Annotated in this window: 11 protein-coding genes and 2 tRNA genes; 6 read left to right on the top strand and 7 right to left on the bottom strand. The window is 43.9% G+C overall.

All coding sequences use genetic code 11. From position 1 onward, the window contains the following. Window positions 1-6 precede the first annotated feature (6 nt). The gene (locus ACFPFU_RS08325; RefSeq protein ID WP_377063405.1) at window positions 7-1,419 is read left to right on the top strand and encodes a Gfo/Idh/MocA family protein; all 1,413 of its coding nucleotides are present in this window, start codon (window positions 7-9) and stop codon (window positions 1,417-1,419) included. A 92-nt stretch (window positions 1,420-1,511) separates the two neighbouring features. Here the strand turns inward: ACFPFU_RS08325 and ACFPFU_RS08330 are convergent, their stop codons facing one another. The 4 genes from ACFPFU_RS08330 to ACFPFU_RS08345 form a co-directional block, all read right to left on the bottom strand. Further along, window positions 1,512-2,693 carry a class I SAM-dependent rRNA methyltransferase gene (locus ACFPFU_RS08330; RefSeq protein ID WP_377063407.1) on the bottom strand — a complete coding sequence of 394 codons (1,182 nt, stop codon included), beginning with the start codon at window positions 2,691-2,693 and terminating at the stop codon, window positions 1,512-1,514. Next, window positions 2,677-4,032, bottom strand: coding sequence for a high affinity choline transporter 1 (locus tag ACFPFU_RS08335; protein ID WP_377063409.1), 1,356 nt, complete (start codon window positions 4,030-4,032; stop codon window positions 2,677-2,679). The genes ACFPFU_RS08330 and ACFPFU_RS08335 overlap by 17 nt, the downstream gene beginning before the upstream one ends. 50 nt (window positions 4,033-4,082) lie before the next feature. Then, window positions 4,083-5,702, bottom strand: a complete 1,620-nt coding sequence (locus ACFPFU_RS08340; protein ID WP_377063411.1) for an ABC-F family ATP-binding cassette domain-containing protein — start codon at window positions 5,700-5,702, stop codon at window positions 4,083-4,085. 150 nt (window positions 5,703-5,852) lie between these two features. Continuing rightward, the gene (locus ACFPFU_RS08345; RefSeq protein WP_377063413.1) at window positions 5,853-7,085 is read right to left on the bottom strand and encodes a Bcr/CflA family multidrug efflux MFS transporter; all 1,233 of its coding nucleotides are present in this window, start codon (window positions 7,083-7,085) and stop codon (window positions 5,853-5,855) included. Window positions 7,086-7,507: 422 nt separating this feature from the next. Between ACFPFU_RS08345 and ACFPFU_RS08350 the strand changes: the two genes are divergently transcribed. Beyond that, window positions 7,508-15,589, top strand: coding sequence for a malectin domain-containing carbohydrate-binding protein (locus ACFPFU_RS08350; RefSeq protein WP_377063415.1), 8,082 nt, complete (start codon window positions 7,508-7,510; stop codon window positions 15,587-15,589). A 148-nt stretch (window positions 15,590-15,737) separates the two neighbouring features. Here ACFPFU_RS08350 and ACFPFU_RS08355 read toward each other — a convergent pair. After that, a tRNA-Glu gene (locus tag ACFPFU_RS08355) sits at window positions 15,738-15,809 on the bottom strand. A 23-nt stretch (window positions 15,810-15,832) separates the two neighbouring features. Further along, window positions 15,833-15,904: transfer RNA gene (locus ACFPFU_RS08360), tRNA-Glu, on the bottom strand. A 275-nt stretch (window positions 15,905-16,179) separates the two neighbouring features. Between ACFPFU_RS08360 and ACFPFU_RS08365 the strand changes: the two genes are divergently transcribed. The 4 genes from ACFPFU_RS08365 to ACFPFU_RS08380 all read left to right on the top strand — a co-directional run bounded on the left by ACFPFU_RS08365 (window position 16,180) and on the right by ACFPFU_RS08380 (window position 19,397). Next, entirely contained in the window at window positions 16,180-16,818 is a 639-nt protein-coding gene (locus ACFPFU_RS08365; protein WP_377063417.1) for a peroxiredoxin, read from the top strand. 300 nt (window positions 16,819-17,118) lie between these two features. After that, complete coding sequence (locus tag ACFPFU_RS08370; protein WP_377063419.1) at window positions 17,119-18,204, top strand: 3-oxoacyl-ACP synthase III family protein; 1,086 nt, start codon at window positions 17,119-17,121, stop codon at window positions 18,202-18,204. 13 nt (window positions 18,205-18,217) lie between these two features. After that, window positions 18,218-19,066 carry an amidohydrolase family protein gene (locus ACFPFU_RS08375; RefSeq protein WP_377063421.1) on the top strand — a complete coding sequence of 283 codons (849 nt, stop codon included), beginning with the start codon at window positions 18,218-18,220 and terminating at the stop codon, window positions 19,064-19,066. Beyond that, the gene (locus ACFPFU_RS08380) at window positions 19,059-19,397 is read left to right on the top strand and encodes an L-rhamnose mutarotase (protein WP_377063423.1); all 339 of its coding nucleotides are present in this window, start codon (window positions 19,059-19,061) and stop codon (window positions 19,395-19,397) included. The genes ACFPFU_RS08375 and ACFPFU_RS08380 overlap by 8 nt, the downstream gene beginning before the upstream one ends. 57 nt (window positions 19,398-19,454) lie before the next feature. Here the strand turns inward: ACFPFU_RS08380 and ACFPFU_RS08385 are convergent, their stop codons facing one another. Then, window positions 19,455-20,570, bottom strand: coding sequence for a Gfo/Idh/MocA family oxidoreductase (locus tag ACFPFU_RS08385; protein WP_377063425.1), 1,116 nt, complete (start codon window positions 20,568-20,570; stop codon window positions 19,455-19,457). Window positions 20,571-20,612: the final 42 nt, after the last annotated feature.

Genomic DNA, 20,612 nt, shown 5'->3' on the forward strand with positions numbered 1-20,612 from the left:
AAAATTATGAGCAACAATAGGAGGGAGTTTTTGAAGCTCTCCGGGTTAGCCGGAATAGGCTTGGTGGGGTCCGGATTCGGCAGTTTGAGTGCTGAACAACTGGATCAGGTGTGGCATCAAAGTAAGCGGGACCATGTTCAGCGTTTTAATATGTCCGGATATGCTGCCCCGAAAATCGGGACCGTGAGGGTGGGCGTGATTGGTCTGGGCATGCGTGGACCCGGGGCTGTAAACCGGTTAAGTAAAATCGAAGGGGTAGAAATAAAGGCCCTCTGTGACCTGCGTCCGGAGATGGTGGACAAAGTGATGAAAAAGCTGGAAGATACGCACCATAAGCCTGCGACATACAGCGGATCGGCCTATGCTTGGAAGAAACTCTGCGACCGCGATGATTTGGACCTTATTTATATAGCCACTCCCTGGCAATGGCATACGCCAATGGCAGTATATGCGATGGAAGCGGGAAAACATGCGGCCAGCGAAGTACCGGCGGCGGTTACTTTGGAGGAGTGCTGGCAACTGGTAGAAACTTCCGAACGCACCAAAAAGCACTGCATGCAGCTGGAAAACTGCTGCTACGATTTTTTTGAGTTGATGACGTTGAACATGGCCAGGAATGGCTTTTTTGGTGAGATCATCCACGGGGAAGGGGCTTATATCCACGATCTGTTGGATTTAAATTTCAAGAAAGGTGATGGCTACCAGGAAATGTGGCGGCTTCAGGAAAATTTCAGAAATGGAAACCTGTATCCAACACACGGATTAGGTCCCATATGCCAGGTCATGAACATCAATAGGGGAGATCAGATGGATTACCTGACTTCCCTTTCCAGCAATGATTTTCACATGAAGTCATACGCAGAAAAGCTGGCGGAAGAAGACGGATTTTTTTCCTCTTATGCCGTCAAAAATTACCGGGGCAATATGAACACCACCATGGTCAGGACCAAAAAAGGAAGGTCCATTATGATCCAACATGATGTGACTTCGCCCAGACCCTATTCCAGGATACACCTCATAAGCGGCAGCAAAGGGATGGCACAAAAATGGCCGCAGGAAGGCATTTCAACCGGGCATGGCTGGATGAAAGATGAGGAAGTAAAAGCGCTTGAGGAGCAGTACACCCCCGAGATCGTAAAAAAGGTTGGAGAGATGGCCAAGCAGATAGGGGGCCACGGGGGAATGGACTTTATGATGGACTGGAGGCTGATAGACTGTCTGCGTAACGGGCTTCCGTTGGACCAGGATGTGTATGATGCGGCGCTCTGGAGTGCAATTACACCTTTAAGTGAGTGGTCGGTGGCCAACCGATCCAATTCCATAGACGTGCCTGATTTTACAGCAGGGGCATGGAAGGAAAACCAACCTGTGGAACTTACGCTGAAGGGAGGCGGAACCACAGGGGTAAATGCAGGCTGACAACATTGATTTTTCATTTAAAGAACCCAATCGCCGATTGATTGGGTTCTTTGAATTTATTGGGGTGAATTTCCCTTTTTATCTTGGTGAATTCAGGATACGTACAGGACCAATCCTTTCAGGTAGGCCGTTTCCTGATGGAATACATTTACAGGATGATCTGCCGGCTGGGTCAGGTAGTGCAATATTTTGATGGGCCTGCCCGCTTCCAGTGACGCGGCGGTGATGGTGGCTTCGAACAGGTCCCTTGATATAACCTGTGAACAGGAGAAAGTAAAAATAATGCCTCCGGGAGCAATGTGTTTGATGGCGGTAGCATTGAGCCGCTTATAGGCTTGGACAGCTTTGTGCCTGGACCGGATATTTTTGGCAAACGCGGGGGGATCAAGTACAATCAGGTCAAAGCCGGGACCTATTTCACGGAGATAGCTCATCACATCGGCCTCGATACAAGGGTGATTTGAGGGATCAAAGCCGTTTGCCGCGATGTTTTTTCTGCACCACTCTATGGCCTGAGCGGAAATGTCTACGGAATAAACCTGCTTGGCACCTCCTTTTAACGCATAGACCGAAAAACCTCCCGAATAGGCAAAGGTATTCAGCACCTTTTTATCCTGAGCGTATTTTGCAAGCAGCTTTCGGTTTTCCCTTTGATCAATAAAAAAGCCGGTTTTTTGGCCTTTGATCCAGTCGATTTCAAACCGGTGACCATGTTCGCTCACGATGGCCGACTGCGGCTTTCCGTATATTAATGGGTTGTCAGGATCCCCATTTGAGGGGATGGTCGAAATGCTTTTGTCATAAACTGCTTTTAAATCTGGGCCGTATGCCTTTTTCAATGCGTCAGCGATGACATGGATGTGATGACAAATGCCTATATGGTGTGCCTGAATCACCGCCGTGCCGTTATAATAATCAATGATCAGTCCCGGGAGCAAGTCCCCTTCTCCATGTAGAAGTCTATATATATTCGTATCGGGATTTGCTGTAAGGCCCAAAATTTTTCTTAAGGATAGCGCATGGGCAATGTGTTCATACCAAAAGTCAAGATCAATCGGTCTTTCTTCGAATGAGAGTATCCTTATGGCGATGGAGCTTTCGGCATAGTAGCCTACCGCCAGAAACTCGCCTTTATGATCAACCAGACGGATCAGGTCACCTTCAGCGATCCCGTTTTCCTTTTTAGCCACCGCGCCGGAGAAAATCCAATGATGCTGTCGGAAAACAGATATTTCTTTACCTTTTTTGAGTGAAATTTCAGGATAATTTGTCATGATTTTGTAAAGTTGGATACATGGTGGAGCCGATGACCATTCCTACAGCACTTACCGTTAAAGCTGCCAAGTGGACAGGAATATGGAGATCATAAAAACCAAGCAGGAGGTAGGCAGCCATGCCCCACCAGATGGACCACAGCGCTCCGGTTCTGGATGCTTTGTTCCAATATAACCCCGCCGTCAAAGGTACAAATAGGGAAACCAATAACAACATGGAGGCTTCTGCTACCAGTTCATAGATGTTTGCTTTCCAAAAAGCAAAGAGTGAGGCAATAATTGCTACAAGGACCACATTCAACCGAAGCGCCCACAACATATGCTTTTCTCCCAGACGATCTTTAAATACCGGCTTGATGATGTTTTCTGTAATGATAGCAGCCGGGGCCAACAGCCCTGAACTGGTGGTGCTCATGATGGCAGAAAGCAATGCCCCGAAAAAGATGATCTGTATGGCCAGCCCGCCGTGCTGAAGTACCATTTCCGGCAGAAGCATTTGTGGGTTTTCCAGGTAAAGTTCGGGATACAGGATTTTTGCCCCTAAGGCAATGAACAATGGAAAAAGGCCGAAAGAAAGATAAAAGCCAGCGGCCAAAAACAATGATGTCCTGGCTACTTTTTCGTTTTTAGCAGACATCACCCTTTGGTAAATATCCTGACTGGGAATACTCCCAAGTCCTAAAATGGCCCATGCACCTACATAATGAAGCCACGCCTTGGGTTCGAAGGCAGGGAAAAAAGTGAAACTTCCTTCAGGGGCAGCATTTACAATATTCATCAATCCTCCGGCTTCATTACTTACCATCACGGCCACCCAAATCAGTCCGACCACAATGACGATCGTCTGAACAAAGTCAGTGATGGAAATGGCCCACATGCCGCCCATGAAGGTGTAAAAAAGGACAATAAAGCTGCTGATGATGATCCCGGTTTCCAGGCTTATTCCTGAAACTGCGCCCAACACCAGTCCCAATGCCACCAACTGCGCAGCGACATAACCAAAATAGGCGGGCACCATGAAGATGGAGGCGTTCAGCCCGACTTTGGCTCCAAATATTTTCTCGTAGACATCTCCCAGGGTCAGCAAGTTCATTCTGTAAATGGGCTTCAGATAGAAAATACCAAACAAGAGCAGACATAAGGCACCGCCAAAAGGATCTTCGATTACCCCTATAAGCCCATGTTCAAGGTATTCCGAAGATGCTCCGAAAATCGTTTCAGACCCAAACCAGGTAGCGAATAAAGCGGAGGCGCTGAGAAATAAGGGGAGCTGCCTTCCTGCAAGGACAAAATCTTTGGCATTTTTTATCCACCGGGATGACCAGACCCCCACGGCCATGGTTAAAATCAAGTAGAAAATGATGGCAACAACCAGCAATTTTAGGGAAATTAGGCCTTTGCATACATTCGGTCCCGTTGTTCTTTGATAGCAGGGTCCTCAAGATAATCTTCGTAACGCATTCTTCTGTCGATCGTTCCTGAAGGCGTGAATTCTATGATCCGGTTGGCCACTGATTGGACAAAAGTATGATCATAAGATGAAAGGAGTACCGTGCCGGTGAAATCGATGATGGCATTGTTCAATGCATGGATGGATTCCAGATCCAGGTGATTGGTGGGTTCATCCAACACCAAAAGATTGGGATTCTGAAGCATCATCCTGGAAATCATACACCTGACTTTTTCCCCTCCTGATAGCACGGAGGCCTTTTTCAGGGATTCTTCCCCGGTAAACAACATCCTGCCAAGAAAGGTGCGCACATAAGCCTCTTCCTGATTGTCAGAGTATTGGCTGAGCCAGTCAATCAACTTCAGATCCGTATCGAAATATTCTGAATTGTCGTTGGGAAGATAGGCCTTGTTGATGGTCACTCCCCACTTCAGGTGGCCGGACTGGACAGGCGTTTCTTCCATGATCGTTTGAAAAAATTTGGTAACGGCCTGCTTTGTCCTTGAAAGGAAGGCGATTTTGTCCCCTTTGTCCACCATAAGGTTGACATCTGTAAAGTAAGTCGTGCCATTCTCCTTTAATCCAAGCTGATCCGTGATGAGGATTTGGTCGCCCGCCTCTCTTTCCGGTTTAAAAATGATACCGGGATATTTCCTGGTTGAAGGTTGGATTTCGTCGACGTTCAATTTCTCCAGCATCTTTTTTCTTGCAGTAGCCTGTCTGGATTTGGCGACGTTGGCAGAAAACCGGTCGATAAAAGCCTGAAGCTCTTTTCGTTTTTCTTCGGCCTTTTTGTTTTGATCCGATTTCTGTTTGGCTGCCAGCTGGGAGGATTCATACCAGAAGGAATAGTTTCCGCTGTAAATATTGATTTTACCAAAGTCTATGTCCACAATATGAGTGGCCACTGTATCCAGGAAGTGTCTGTCGTGGGAAACCACGATGACCAGGTTTTTGAAATTGATCAAAAACTCCTCCAGCCAATTGATGGTTTCAGCGTCCAGGTCGTTGGTAGGTTCATCCAGAATGAGGATATCGGGGTTTCCGAACAGAGCCTGGGCCAGCAGCACCCGTACCTTTTGGTTGCCCGCCAGCTCTTTCATGGTTTTGTAGTGCAGATCTTCTTTGATGCCCAAGCCGGAGAGGAGGGCTGCGGCATCACTTTCCGCGTTCCAGCCATCCATTTCAGCAAACTCGGCCTCCAGTTCAGCGGCCCGGTTACCGTCTTCCTCGGAAAAATCAGCTTTCATGTAAATGGCGTCTTTTTCCGCCATGATTTTGAACAGTTTCTTATGTCCCATGACCACGGTTTTGAGTACCTCTTCTTCCTCAAAGGCAAAGTGGTCCTGTGACAACACCGCCATCCGCTGGCCCGGCGTAATGTTGACCTGGCCCGTGGTACTGTCAATTTCACCGGTGAGTATTTTTAGAAAGGTGGATTTCCCTGCCCCGTTGGCACCGATGACGCCATAGCAGTTGCCTGGAGTGAACTTAAGGTTTACATCTTCAAAAAGCGTTCTTTTACCGAATTTTAGGGATAAGTTATCTACTGAAATCATGGATTTAAATTCTGTTTTTCAAATTGAACCGCAAAGTTAAAGAAATATTTGGTGCTTTACAGTATACTCCGCCTGCGGGATGGACTGATTTGCCAGAGAATGGGTTGGCATAACCTTGTTTCTTACATTAATTCTGCTAGAGGTAGTATTTTAATGAGCTACGCAGGTTTGTTTCTTTTTTGATTTGGGCAGGTGAAATTTTATTTTATTGTGATAAACCAACAGTACCAGGCCACCTCCCAGAATACAGGCCGCCATCAGAACCACCATGGGTATGGCGGTGCCGTTGTGGAAGAAACTTACCAGCGCTGAGACAATACCCCCCAAGGCCATTCTCATAAATCCCATCATGGCGGAGGCACTGCCTGCATTTTGATCAAATGGAGCCAAGGATAAGGCCGCTGCATTGGGAACGCTCAATCCGTGACCTGTAAGGAATATAAACATGCTTCCGATCAATGCCCAAACATTGAACACGTCAAACCATACACCGCCAATGATAACCAATCCTACCAGCATCTGGTAGCTCAAAGCCACACGGATGATTTTTTGACTGCTGTATTTGACCAACAGCAGGTGGTTCATTTGGGTAGAACCTATCATGGCCACGGCCAAAAATGCAAACAGCCAGCCGTACTGGGTTTCAGTAAGCCCGTAAATATTGATAAAGACGTCAGAAGATCCGGCGATATAGGCAAAAGGGGCTGCCCCGGCTATACCGCCCACCAGTATATAAGTGAGAAACTGCTTGTTTTTCATTACTTCGAGGTACTTTCGGGCTACTTTGGCGGGCCGAAGAGAGATCTTCCGGTCGGGTTCCGCTCCTGTAGGCAGCGTCCATTTTATTGCTAACAAAATGAGCGCAGTAATGACTGCCAGCAAAATAAACATCCAATGCCAATCGAAATGCGCCGTGATATATCCCCCTAGGGTAGGGGCTATCATAGGCGAAACGGCGATCACCAAAGTCAGCAGGGCAAACGCCTGCGCTATCTTATTTACCGGGAAAATATCCCTTACCAAAGCCTGGGCGGCCACCATTCCGGCACAACCGCCGATGGCCTGTAAAAACCTCATGGCAATGAGAGATTCCACCGAATTGGTAAAGGCACATCCCACGGAGGCCGCTATGTAAAGGAACAGCCCGGCATATAACGGTTTTTTCCTTCCGTATTTGTCCAATAAGGGACCGTAAAATAACTGTCCGAATGCAATCCCGATTAAGTAGCTTGTCAGGGAAAGCTGCACTTTCGAAATATCCGTATCCAGGCTTTTGGCAATGGCTGGAAAAGCGGGGAGGTACATGTCTATCGAAAATGGACTGATGGTACTGAGAGCACCTAATATCAGGACCAGTAGAAAGTAGGGGTTCTTTTTCTTCATTAAAAGTTCAGTTGGTTTAATCCGTTTTCCAAAGTATTTTCATTTAACAAGCGTGTGTGGGGATAAGTTCTGGTTTGAGCAATGATAAAATGGTTAGTTGAATCAGGTTTAAATAAACTGCACAATTTGACCGGATGTAGCCTGTTGAACAGGCTTTAATTGCTTTCAAAGAAAGTATTTTAAAGACTTTTTTGTACAAAACATGGTCTTTCCATTCAAAAATAATTAAACCTATTTGATTTTGGCTTCGATTATATCCATAATACGATTTAAAAAATACAAAAAAATGAATTTAAATATATAAAAAATGAATTTAAAATATTGTATTCTTCCGGAAAAACGGTAATTTTAAGCAGTATAAATGTTTAGCGTGAATCCGTCATAATTCAAAGAATTATTATCTAAAATTTTACTAAATAGTTGTGGAATCTTTATTAAATCATTTTTCAGAGAAAATATTTCTTTGTTTTCTTCTATGGATAGGTGTACCAGTTGTCGAAAGTGTACATGCGCAGAATATTAGTTTCGATCAGTCTTCGCTTGATTTCGGAGATTTTCCACCGCTTTCACAAGGTACTTCTTTAAAATTTGGCCCCGATGAGCGGTTATATGCGGCACAGTTGAACGGTGAGATTAAGGTGTACACCATAATAAACACCATTCCAAATAAATATGAGGTAACAGGAGTAGAGACCATTTTGGGCGTAAAATCCATTCCAAATCGTGACGATAATGGTAATGCTGCATATGATAATAGGGGCAACCGCCAGATCACAGGTATAGCGGTAGCAGGTACACCTTCCCATCCGGAAATTTATGTTGGTTCCAGCGACCCTAAGTGGGGTGGTCCCAGTGGGGATAAAGCACTGGATACCAACTCAGGAGTAATTACCCGTCTTAAATGGACGGGTTCTGAATGGGAGGTTGTGGATTTGGTAAGGGGACTGCCGAGGTCCGAGGAAAACCATTCTACCAACGGTCTTGAGCATACCTATATTAATGGTTCACCATATCTTCTGGTTGCAAGTGGGGGGCTGACGAATGCGGGGTCTCCTTCGAAAAATTTTGCTTTTATCTCAGAATATGCTTTGTCCGCGGCCATTCTGAGTATCGATCTTGGGGCTTTGGGGGCTCTGTCCACCAAAGAAGATCCGATATCAGGCCGGAAGTTCAAATATGATATTCCGACATTGGACGATCCCACCCGAGCCAACCTCAACGGCATCTATGATCCCCATCATCCTGATTACGATGGTATAGATGAAAATGATCCTTTCGGGGGCAATGATGGCCTGAATATGGGAATGATTGTGGAAGGTGGACCTGTTCAGATATTTTCTGCCGGATTCAGAAATGCATATGACCTCGTGGTAACTGAAAAGGGTATGGTGTATGCGACGGACAATGGAGCCAATATCAACTGGGGTGGGCTTCCTGACTTTGAAGGAAATCCAAATCTTGTAAATAACAGCTATAATGAGAGCGAGCCAGGGGGTAGCCCTTTAAATCCGAGTCCGTCAGGAGAATATGTTGATAACCGGGACCATTTGCTGCTGATCACTGCCGACCTGAACCAATATCAATTTGGTAGTTTTTATGCAGGTCACCCCACGCCTATACGGGCAAATCCAGGCGTGCCTTATGAAGCTGGCGCATCTTTTCCTTTTAATCCGGGTGGAGCTGGTTTATATACCAAATTTATCGGAGATGACAATAATTGGACTAATATCGACCCGGTTTTTCCTCCTTCTGATAAATTCCGGACAGAAATATGGAGTCCGGTGGCACCTGGGCAGCCGGGGTTTGAAGAATATGCAGCAAACAGCCTACCAGCGAATTGGCCACCTGTGCCTTCCTCTTTAGCCAATCCGGCAGAGGCTGATTTCATAGCCCCTTCTTTATCTAACTCAAATGGGCCTCAGCCTGATATTGTCACCCCCTTTCCTAACAACACCAACGGGATTGATGAATACAAAGCCTCCAATTTTGGCGGAGCACTGAAAGGTTCTTTGATCGCCGGCAAGAATGGTGGTGAAATGCATCTTATTAATTTAAAAAATGATGGTTCCTTGGAGAACATCGAATATAACAAATGGAATTTGAACGGTGGAAATGCTTTGGGTATTGCCTGCAATGGGGATGAGGATATTTTTCCTGGTACCATATGGGTGGCTACATTTGATAACCGGATCATGATCCTTACACCCGCTGACCATGTCATCTGTATTTCTCCGGATGATCCGGATTTTGATCCGGATGCAGATTATGATTTTGATGGATATACCAATCAGGATGAAATTGACAATGGTACGGATTATTGCTCGGGGGCATCTGTTCCTAATGATTACGATAAAGATTTTGTTTCTGATTTAAACGATCTCGATGATGATGGTGATGGTATTTTGGATGAGGATGATCCATTCCAGTTGGGAGATCCAAGGGATTTGCCCATTGATAATGAATTATTCACCAATCAAATGGACAACCGCGGCCGGGAAAGCGGTTACCGGGGCTTGGGGCTTACAGGTCTCATGAACAACGGTGCCCCAAATCCCAATTGGCTGAATTGGCTGGATAAAGGGGAAGAAAGCCCGGGGCCAGCGGATATATACGGCGGAACGGCCGGAGCCATCCAGGTTTCCATGACAGGAGGAACGGCCAACGGTTCCTCTAACGATCAGGAAAAAGGCTTTCAATTTGGGGTGAATGTAGGTACGGTTACAGGATCTTATACAATTTCCTCCGGCCTGATAGGTCTGTCTTCACCAGGCCAGCTTTATGATTTTGAGGGGAACGGAGAGGTAGGAATCCAGATCGGGGATGGCACCCAAAGCAATTTCATAAAATTGGTTTTCACAGCAACCCATGTGATGGCGGCGCAGGAAATCAATGATGTAATGGATGCCGACCCTTTGATGGTGGGAATATCAGAACAGGCCAGGCCAGGCTCAAATACTTTGGTGCAACTGTCCTTCGATATAAATCCTGTGGAGGGAACGGTTGAGCCCTTTTATAAGTTTGGCGATGCCCCAAGGGTTTCTATAGGTATGATGGATGCTCAAGGAAAAATAAAAGAAGCGATACAACAGTTGGAGGTACCACTTGCTATTGGCATATATGGTACTTCAAATGATTGGGAAAAATCATTTATTGGGGTATGGAACTACTTCAGGGTAGAAGGTGACCAGCCTTATATTGTTAGGAACTTGAGAGATGTGAACAGATTGATGGGGGATCCGGATTATGAAATTAATTTAAATAATTATTTCAATGATAATGGAGGGGTGAATAATCTTTCCTATTCCGTTAAGGAAAATACCGATACAAAAGTAGGCGCGGTCATAAATGAAAATATGCTCTCTTTAAGCTTTCCTGATGATGCCATCAGCACTGACATCACTATCAGGGCAACCGATCAAAACGGTTTGTATGTTGAGCAGACCTTCAACGTGTCAGTGGAACAAGACATAGAAATATTAATGAGGATCAATGCTGGTGGTGTTAACCTTACTGATTCGATGGGGAATCCTGACTGGCTTGCAAACGATATAACCGGGGCTTTTTCATCTGATCAATACAGGGTTAATTCTGGATTGAATTCTGGTCATCCTTTTGACCCTAAGAACAGACACTCTTCAATTCCCTCCTATATTTCAGATGAAATGTATATCGCGATATTTGGAAGGGAGAGGTACAACAACCAGGACATTATGGAATTCAGCATCCCCCTTCCTGATGGTGATTATTTAGTGAACCTGTACATGGGCAACGGCTTCGAGGGTACATCGTCCCTGGTTCAGAGAGTTTTTGACGTATCCATCGAAAGTCAGGTAGTTGATTCAAATATAGATCTTGTGGCAAGGTATGGGCATAGGGTGGGAGCGATGCAACAGTACCCAATCAATGTTAGTGATGGGGAACTTAATATCAGCTTTATCAGAAACATACAAAATCCATTGATAAATGGAATTGAAATTATAGGTAAACCTATTCAGACTCCCATTGCAATTAAACCACTTACTGATCAGATAGATTTTGCCGGTACTGAATTGGATGGAGGACTCTTTGTGGAAGCATCAGGTGGTGATGGGAATCTAAATTATTTTGCGGAGGGACTCCCGCCTGGCCTGCATATAGATCCAGCCAGCGGAACCTTATATGGAAAAATTGATGATGAGGCTCTGGCCAACAGCCCTTATCAGGTGACCATCACTGTGGATGATGACGATCCGATCAGTTCTGATGCTGTTTCTTTTTATTTTACTTGGATCATCAGTCCCGGATTGAGAAACCAGACATGGAAGGTCAAAAATGAGGACGAAAGCTACTCAGCCCGTCATGAGAATGCATTTGTACAGGCCGGAAATAAATTTTACCTGTTGGGGGGGAGAGAAAGTTCAAGAACTATAAATATTTATGATTATACCAACGATACCTGGAAATCATTGAGCAATATTAATCCTTTATCTTTCAATCATTTTCAGGCAGTAGAGTACCAGGGGCTGATTTGGGTGATTGGGGCTTTCAAAACCAACAATTTCCCAGATGAGGAGCCGGCTGATCATATATGGATTTTTGATCCGGCTAAAGAAGAATGGATACAGGGACCGGAAATACCTGAAGAAAGACGAAGGGGGTCAACTGGCCTGGTGGTTTTCAATGATAAATTTTATATCGTAAATGGCAACAAAATGGGTCATAATGGGGGCTATGTAAATTATTTTGATGAATATAACCCTCATACCGGTGAATGGAAAGTCCTGGAAGACTCTCCCAGACCTAGGGATCACTTTTTTGCCAGTATCATAGGAAACAGGATGTACGTTGCTTCTGGCAGGTTGTCCGGTGGAACGGGAGGTACCTTTGCACCTGTAATCCCTGAGGTAGATGTGTATAATTTCAGTACCAAAAGCTGGTCTACACTGCCATCTGACCAGAATATTCCCACACCAAGGGCCGGAGCCTCGGTAAATAATTACTTGGATAAATTGATTGTTGCAGGTGGTGAAGTGGCTGGATTGTCAGAAGCATATGCCATCACTGAGATGTACGATCCAATTACCCAGACATGGGAGCACTTGGATGATATGAATTTCGGAAGACACGGTACCCAGGGAATCGTTTCCGGGGGAGGATTATACGTGTTGGCCGGATCACCCAATAGGGGAGGCGGAAACCAAAAAAACATGGAATATTTTGGGTTTGATAATCCTGTGGGATCTCCCAGTGTAGCCAGTACGCTTGAGGCGGAGGGAACAATACAGATCAAATCAGGGGTGTTTTCTAAACTGAAAATAAATATTGAAGGTGGAAATCAGGGCATATTTATTAAATCAATGAATATTGTTGGGGAAGATGCCGAAGACTTTGAAATCAAATCAGGCGTTTTAGAGAATAGCCTCCTTAAAACGGGAAGCAGTCATGAAATTATACTTGATTATATAGGTGAGAAGCTGAATGCTTCCGCTGTTCTTGAAATAAAATATGGAGATTCGTCCCAAGAAGACATAACTTTAATAGGAGATGGGGAATATGAGGAAACTACAATATTTTTAAATTCAGGAACCTTAAACGACGCCTCTTATCAAGGAGAAGAGTTTTTAGGTGACCGTAGTTTCGGTACCTATTTCAGTTCAAGTAATTTTAGCACATCACTTGATGCCAGTAATATACCGCTTTTTCAAACACACAGATTCGACGCAAATTTGAAATACAGTGTGCCCGTTTCAAATGGGGTGTACACGGTCAAAACATATCATCATGAGCTTTATTTTGGAGTGAATGGCCCGCAAGCACATGCGGGGCAAAGGGTATTTGATATAAGAATTGAAGGGAATTTGGTCAAACCTGATTTTGATCTATATGTAGAGAACAATAATCAACCAATAGAATTGGTATTTGAAAATGTAATTGTTTCTGATGGCTTTTTAAACATTGATATGATAGCGAGTGCCAATAATGCATCGATATCAGGTCTTGCGATTATTAATGAGGGTCAAATCGGTTCGCATGTTATCGCATCCATTGCGTCATCGGTTACTTCAGGGAATGCTCCTTTGGCTGTGGAATTCGATGGAAGCGGTTCTATAGGCAGGGGTCAATTAACTTACCTATGGGATTTTAAGGATGGAAACTTTTCCAGTGAAATAAATCCATCCCATGTCTTTACAACTCCCGGTATATATGATGTGAGTTTAACTGTAGAAGATGGACAAGGCAGAACTGACAGGAATACTTTAAGAATTAATGTATCGGATGAAATGAATGTTCCTGCATTTTCTTTGTTTCTGAATACTGGTGCCAATGCCTCTGTAAGTTACGAGGGGTACTCTTATCTAGGTGAGTCAAGTGTGCCTATCTATTTTAATACTTCCAACAACAGAACGGCAACAGGGATCAGCGATATACCGCTATATCAGTCGCATAGGTTTGCGGAAAATTTAAGTTATAGAATCCCAGTACCGAACGGGGATTATAGAGTCCGAACACATCATAATGAATTTTATTTTGGGGTAACTGGACCATCGGCAGCTGCAGGCCAAAGAGTATTTGATATATTCCTTGAAGGACAATTGGTCAAAGAAAACTTCGATTTGTATGTTGAAGGAGGAAATGAACCATTTGCCCTGACTTTTTACAACGTAACAGTTACTGATGGAAATCTGGATATCGATATGTTTGCGAGTGCCAATAATGCATCAGTTTCAGGGATATCAATTATATCTATGGATAGGGAATTCCCTGTTGCAGTATTGAATGCCTCAGTCCAGGATGGAATAGCCCCATTGACAGTGAATTTTCAAGGAAGTAATTCTACAGGAACTGGAACCCTAAGATACAACTGGGATTTTGATGATGGCTCCAGTTCCCAAGAAGCCGACCCTTCTCACATTTTTGGGGCAGGTCAATATATTGTTAGGTTGACAGTAGAGGATGAGATCGGAAATGTAGATTCAGAAACAGTAGAAATAAGGGCAAGGGAAGAAAATCCAGATTTCAGTTTATACCTTAATACAGGTTCTTCTGCATCAGTTCTTTTTAAAGACGAATTGTTCACTGGAGATGTTAATTTCAATAGTTATTATAGTTCCAGTAATTACAGGACTTCTACTGAGGTAAGTTCCATGCCTTTATATCAATCACACAGGTTTGACCCTCAACTTATGTTTAGCATACCGATACCTAACGGAAGCTATGTGGTAAAAACTTATCATAATGAGTTTTATTTCGGAAAAACTGGACCTTCTGCTGAACCTGGCCGAAGGGTTTTTGATATTGTTATTGAAAACCAAAAGGTTAAAGAAAATTTTGATATTTTCTTAGAAAGCGGCAATCAACCCATTGTACTTACTTTTAATAATGTAGATGTGACCGATGGAGTCTTAAATATTGATATGATTGCCAGTGCTAATTCGGCTTCTATTTCAGGAATAGCAATAATTTCCATAGATTCCGACATGGTTTTGCCAAGTGCTTTACCACTGGCCTCGGTTTCTGAGGGAGAAGTACCCTTAAAAGTTGAATTTGACGGTAGCCTTTCTACTGGAGATGGGCAGCTTACATATTTATGGGATTTTCAGGATGGAAATACCTCAAACGAAGTTATGCCGGTGCATGTTTTCCAATCACCTGGAATATTTCCTGTTAGTTTAATGGTTACAGATGAAAAAGGCCACACGGATAAAACAAGTATGGTGATTGAAGTTTATGATGTTATTCCGAATTTCTCTTTATACATAAATAACGGAACTTCTGCGAATGTAATTTTTGATGGCAACACATTTGGTAGTGATGCCTATTTTAGTTCGGGCTTTACGAGAACAATGACAAGTGCCAGTTCTATTCCATTGTATCAGTCACATAGGTTTGACTCTCAATTGCAATACAATGTTCCTGTACCCAATGGATTATATACCGTGAAGACTTACCACAATGAATTTTATTTTGGGAAAACAGGTCCTGCTGAAACCGAAGGCCAAAGGGTATTTGATATCTTTATTGAGAATGAATTGAAGAAAGCCGGCTTTGATCTGTTTGTGGAAAGCAACAATCAGCCTACAGAACTCATCTTCGAAAATATTGATGTGGAAGACGAGGTGCTTAATATCAACATGGTGGCTTCGGCCAACAATGCTTCTATTTCAGGGATAGCAATTATAAGGCAGAAAAGCCATATTGCGGATAGCGAAAACCTGCGGGTTGTTGTGCACGGGGATGATGAGGCGGTCATGGCGCATAATGCCACGTCGGAGGACCCTAAAGTGCAATTGTTTCCTAATCCCGCCAATAATGAGATAATGCTCCAAATAGATGCAGATGTTTTTATTCAGAATGTCATGTTTCATGATATGACCGGCAAACTCCTGCTTCAATTCAATACAAGAGAAAACAAAACTTCAGCGTATCTCATTCCAACCCATCGCTTAAGTCCCGGAGTTTATATGGTCAGTTTAGTCACGGATCAAGGTGTATTTAAACGGATGAAACTGATCATTAAAAGATAAAGTATTCAGGTGATCACATAAATAGTCACCTAACAAAAAAACCCGGCCAACAGACCGGGCTTTTTTATTCACTTTAACCACTAACAACCACAAACAAAAATTCATCATACTTATGAATATATCAAAAGATGACAAACATCATTTGTTGTAGTCCGTACGGGAATCGAACCCGTGTTTCATCCGTGAAAGGGATGCGTCCTAACCCCTAGACGAACGGACCGGGGCACAAGAAATCCTAAATTGTAGTCCGTACGGGAATCGAACCCGTGTTTCATCCGTGAAAGGGATGCGTCCTAACCCCTAGACGAACGGACCATTTTACTCAAAAGGACTCTCTTTTTCAAAAGGTGATGCAAATATAGAGGCTTTCATCTATAAAGCAAAACCGAACAAAAAAATATTCGACGCCCTTGCCCAAGGGTTTGAAACTTAGTCCATAATATTCGATCCTCTCACCATTTCGACTACAAGCCCGTTGTGCATGCTTTTGGCAGGAACTGTTTTTTGTCTAAAAGTAAACTTTTTTGACCCTAATTTGGTTTCCCTACAAAACCTATCGATTACTTCAATAACCAAAAAAAACCAAAACTATGTCATTAAGATTAGGAGACTCCGCACCGGATTTTACGGCTGACTCCACAGCAGGTAAAATTAATTTGTATGAATATTTAGGAGACAGCTGGGGAATACTTTTTTCCCACCCGGCAGACTATACGCCGGTTTGCACCACCGAGCTGGGAACGGCGGCAAAACTCAAGGAGGAATTTGACAAAAGAAATGTCAAGATGATTGCTTTGAGTGTAGACGGCCTGGAAAGCCATAAGGGCTGGGTGAATGATATCAATGAAACCCAGCATACTACTGTAAATTTTCCGATCATCGCTGATCATGACAGAAAGGTTTCCGAACTTTATGATATGATTCATCCCAATGCCAGCGAAAATGCCACCGTGCGGTCGGTGTTTGTGATAGGAAGTGATAAGAAAATCAAGTTGATCATTACTTATCCCGCAAGTACAGGCAGAAATTTTGACGAACTGCTGAGGGTGATTGATTCTTTACAGTTAACTGCAAATTATTCCGTGGCAACTCCCGCAAACTGGAAACACGGGGAAGACGTGGTAATAGCTCCTGCCATTACGAACGAAGAAATACCCTCCAGATTTCCCAAAGGCCATAAGGAAATCAAGCCTTACCTGAGAACCACGCCACAACCTAATTTACCCTAATTTGTAAGAAAACAGACCCTTTTTAAAAGTGGGCGTAAGGCTTGGGCAAACGCAATTTGTAACGGGATTACCTCCATCCTTTACAATCAAACCGGTGCCTGTCTTTGCGCCCATTTTAATGAAATCACGTTATTTTCAGATAATTTTTTTTTGCATCATCCCTGATGATTGAATCCGCCGTTGGCTTTTCTCCATCCCTAAAATTGTACAAAAATCCACCTTAAATAATTATATCCATTAAATATCCACAAGGATATAAGAATATTGTTTATTTTAGGGCCCATAACAAAACTGATTGAAATGAGTAATACCGACATTTATAGTGTTATCATAGGTTCGGGAAAATATCTTCCCGAGAAAGTCATTCCCAATGACTTTTTTTTAGATAAAACATTTTTTGATAGGGAGGGAAACAGGCTTAAGAAAACCAATCCGGATATTGTTGCAACACTGCAAAAAATAACGGAAATCAGGGAACGGAGATACATTAAAGATGACTATCTGACTTCTGATATGGCTTATCACGCTGCCAGGGAAGCCATAGCGGATGCGGCTATTGATGCGGAAAGCCTGGACTACATCATTGTAGCCCATAATTTTGGAGATATAAGAAAAGACAATACCCGCGTGGATGTATGCCCGACGCTTGCAGCCAAGGTAAAGCATAAATTAGGTATCAAAAATCCATATACAGTGGCTTATGACCTTCCCTTTGGCTGTCCTGGATGGGTACAAGGCATGATTCAGGCCAACTATTACATCAAATCGGGCGATGCCAAAAGGGCACTGGTAATCGGGGCAGAGACCCTTTCAAGAATCTCTGATCCTCATGATATCGATAGCATGATCTTTTCTGACGGTGCAGGGGCTGTGGTTATAGAAGGACGAAAAAACCAGGGCCAATCCGGTATTCTCAGTCATCTTACCCGGTCAGACACCTTAGAGCACGCCCATTTGTTGCAAATGGATGTTTCCTATAACCCGGAATACCCCGATAACACCCTTTTCCTGAAAATGAACGGGCGTAAACTGTATGAATACGCCATAAAAACGGTTCCCCAAACCTTAAAGTGCTGTATTGACAAGATGGGCCTTGGAATCCATCAGATCAGAAAGGTACTCATCCATCAAGCGAACGCGAAAATGGATCACAATATTCTTGAGAGATTGTTTGCATTATATGGTGTAAAAGAGATTCCCGGTGACTTGATGCCCATGAGCATTCAGACCTTGGGAAATAACTCCGTGGCGACAGTACCTGTTTTGTACGATATGGTTGCCAAAGGAGAAAAGGAAGGCCACCACTTTGAATCCGGGGCTTATACACTTTTTGCTTCTGTGGGAGCCGGGATGAATGTAAATGTTTTTATCTATAAAAATCCTTGATTTTCCTACCATCATGAATATCATTGATTCACACCAACATTTTTGGAAATATAAACCGGAAAGATATCCCTGGATAAGCGGTAAAATGCCTGCATTGAAAAAGGACTTCTCTCCGGCCGATCTTAAGCCTATATATAAGGTACACGGAATTTCGGGATGTGTGGCGGTTCAGGCAGTCCAGGATGAAGAAGAAAACCATTTTTTGCTTGATTTGGCAGCAAGCCATTCTTTCATTTTTGGTGTGGTGGGCTGGATTGACCTTCAATCTCCTGACCTTAGGGAACGACTAAATGCTTATTTGCCTTTTCAGAAGTTAAAAGGTTTCAGACATGTATTGCAGGATGAAGCTGACCCGGATTTTATCCTCCGCCCTGATTTTCAGAAAGGCCTGGAAGCCATTTTTGAGGCGGGATATAGCTATGATCTGCTGGTTTATCCGCACCAACTCAAAGGAGCGATCAAAACCGTTAAAAATTTCCCTGAAGCAGCCTTTGTCCTGGATCATATAGCCAAGCCCGATGTAAGAAGCAACCGCCTGGGGGAATGGGAAGACCTTATGGAAGAGCTGGCAGGTTCTTCCAGTGTTTTTTGTAAGCTTTCAGGTATGGTAACGGAGGCAGATTGGGACAGCTGGCATGTGGAAGATTTTTTCCCTTACCTTGATGTGGTCATCGAAGCCTTTGGAGAAGACCGGGTGATGTATGGATCTGACTGGCCGGTGTGCTTGTTGGCGGCGGATTACGGACAGGTAAAGGATATACTGGATAAGTATCTGGAAGATTATCCTGATGAAACCAAAGCAAAAATATGGGGTGGCAATGCAGCTGGTTTTTATAGGTTAAGCCCGGAGATCAATGGATAACAATAGAAGGTTCTGTCTTGCTCTGGACCTGAAGGATGATCCGGAGATTATTGAAAAATACAAGCATCACCACCGCCATGTGCCGGAAAATATTCTCAAAAGTATCCGGGAAGCGGGAATACGGGTAATGGATATTTACCTTACGGGAAACCGGCTTTTTATGATTATGGAAGTGGCAGAGGATTTTGATTTTGAAAAGAAAGAGGCCATGGACGCCGCAAATCCTGAAGTACAGGAATGGGAAGCCTTAATGGACACTTTGCAGAAAACCCTTCCCTGGGCCAAGCCGGGAGAAAAGTGGGTGTTGATGGAAAAAATCTTTTCTTTATAAAAGAAAAGCGCCGACCTGAAGTCAGCGCTTTTTGAGCTATGTTTTTTTTAACGGGACTCACTTTTTGAAGGTGAAATCCGGTAGTCTCATCATTTCACCGCCCTTCATGGCAGATTCATGGGCCAAAATGCCCACACAGGTGATATTGGCTGACTGACGGGCATCCGGATAGGGAGCCCTTCCTTCATTCAGTGCAGACAAGAATTCATGAACCAGATGCGGATGTGAACCACCATGTCCCGCGCCTTGAATAAAAGAGAGGTGTTGGTTGTCGTCTGAATCATACACCCCGGCCGTGGTGAAAGAAGCGATTTCTTCCGGCAATAAGTGGGCATAATCAGGGATTTTTACCCTGGAAGGCTCTTCTCCGGTATGGATCACACTGTCTTCATGCTCTATCAACGTCCATTCAAAGGATTTTTTTGATCCGTATACGTCAAAACTTTCCCGGTATTGACGGGCAGTGTTGAACAGGGAACGGGTCACTTCTGCAGAGAGGTCAGAATCCTTTAGTTTGATGTGGCAGGTCTCGATAGCAAACGGCGATCCGTATTTTTCAATGAGGTTTTCATCTATCCTTCCCGATCCAAAACAGGAGACGTATTCCGCCTGCCCTTTGGGCAATGCCAACACAGGTCCTACGCAATGTGTAGCATAATGCATGGGAGGGAGCCCTTCCCAGTAACCCGGCCAACCGGCCATTTCCTGCTGGTGGCTGGCTCTTAGGAACTGTATTTTTCCCATTTCCCCTTTCTCATACATTTCCTTTACAAACAGAAATTCACGGCTGTAAATTACCGTTTCCATCATCATATAGGTCAGCCCTGTCCTTTCGGTTTCTTCCACTATCTGCCGGCATTCTTCCACCGTTGTAGCCATAGGAACGGTACAGGCCACATGTTTTCCTGCCCGAAGCGCTTTTAATGACTGTTCTGCATGGGCCTGGATAGGCGTGTTGATATGGACCGCGTCAATGTTGGGATCTTTTAGTAGCTCGTCGTAATCCGTATACCTTTTCTCCACACCGAAAGCATCGCCTATTTCATTCAGCTTTTCTTCATTTCGCTGACAAATGGCGTACATATTGGCTAGTGGGTGCTTTTGGTAAATAGGAATGAATTCAGCACCAAAGCCCAGACCTATTATGGCAATGTTCAATTTTTTGTCACTCATTGTAAAAATAATTTTTGGTTATTTTAAATTGATTTATTCCTG

Origin of the sequence: Negadavirga shengliensis, assembly GCF_042652345.1 — a bacterium.
In the GTDB taxonomy this organism is placed as follows: domain Bacteria; phylum Bacteroidota; class Bacteroidia; order Cytophagales; family Cyclobacteriaceae; genus Negadavirga; species Negadavirga shengliensis.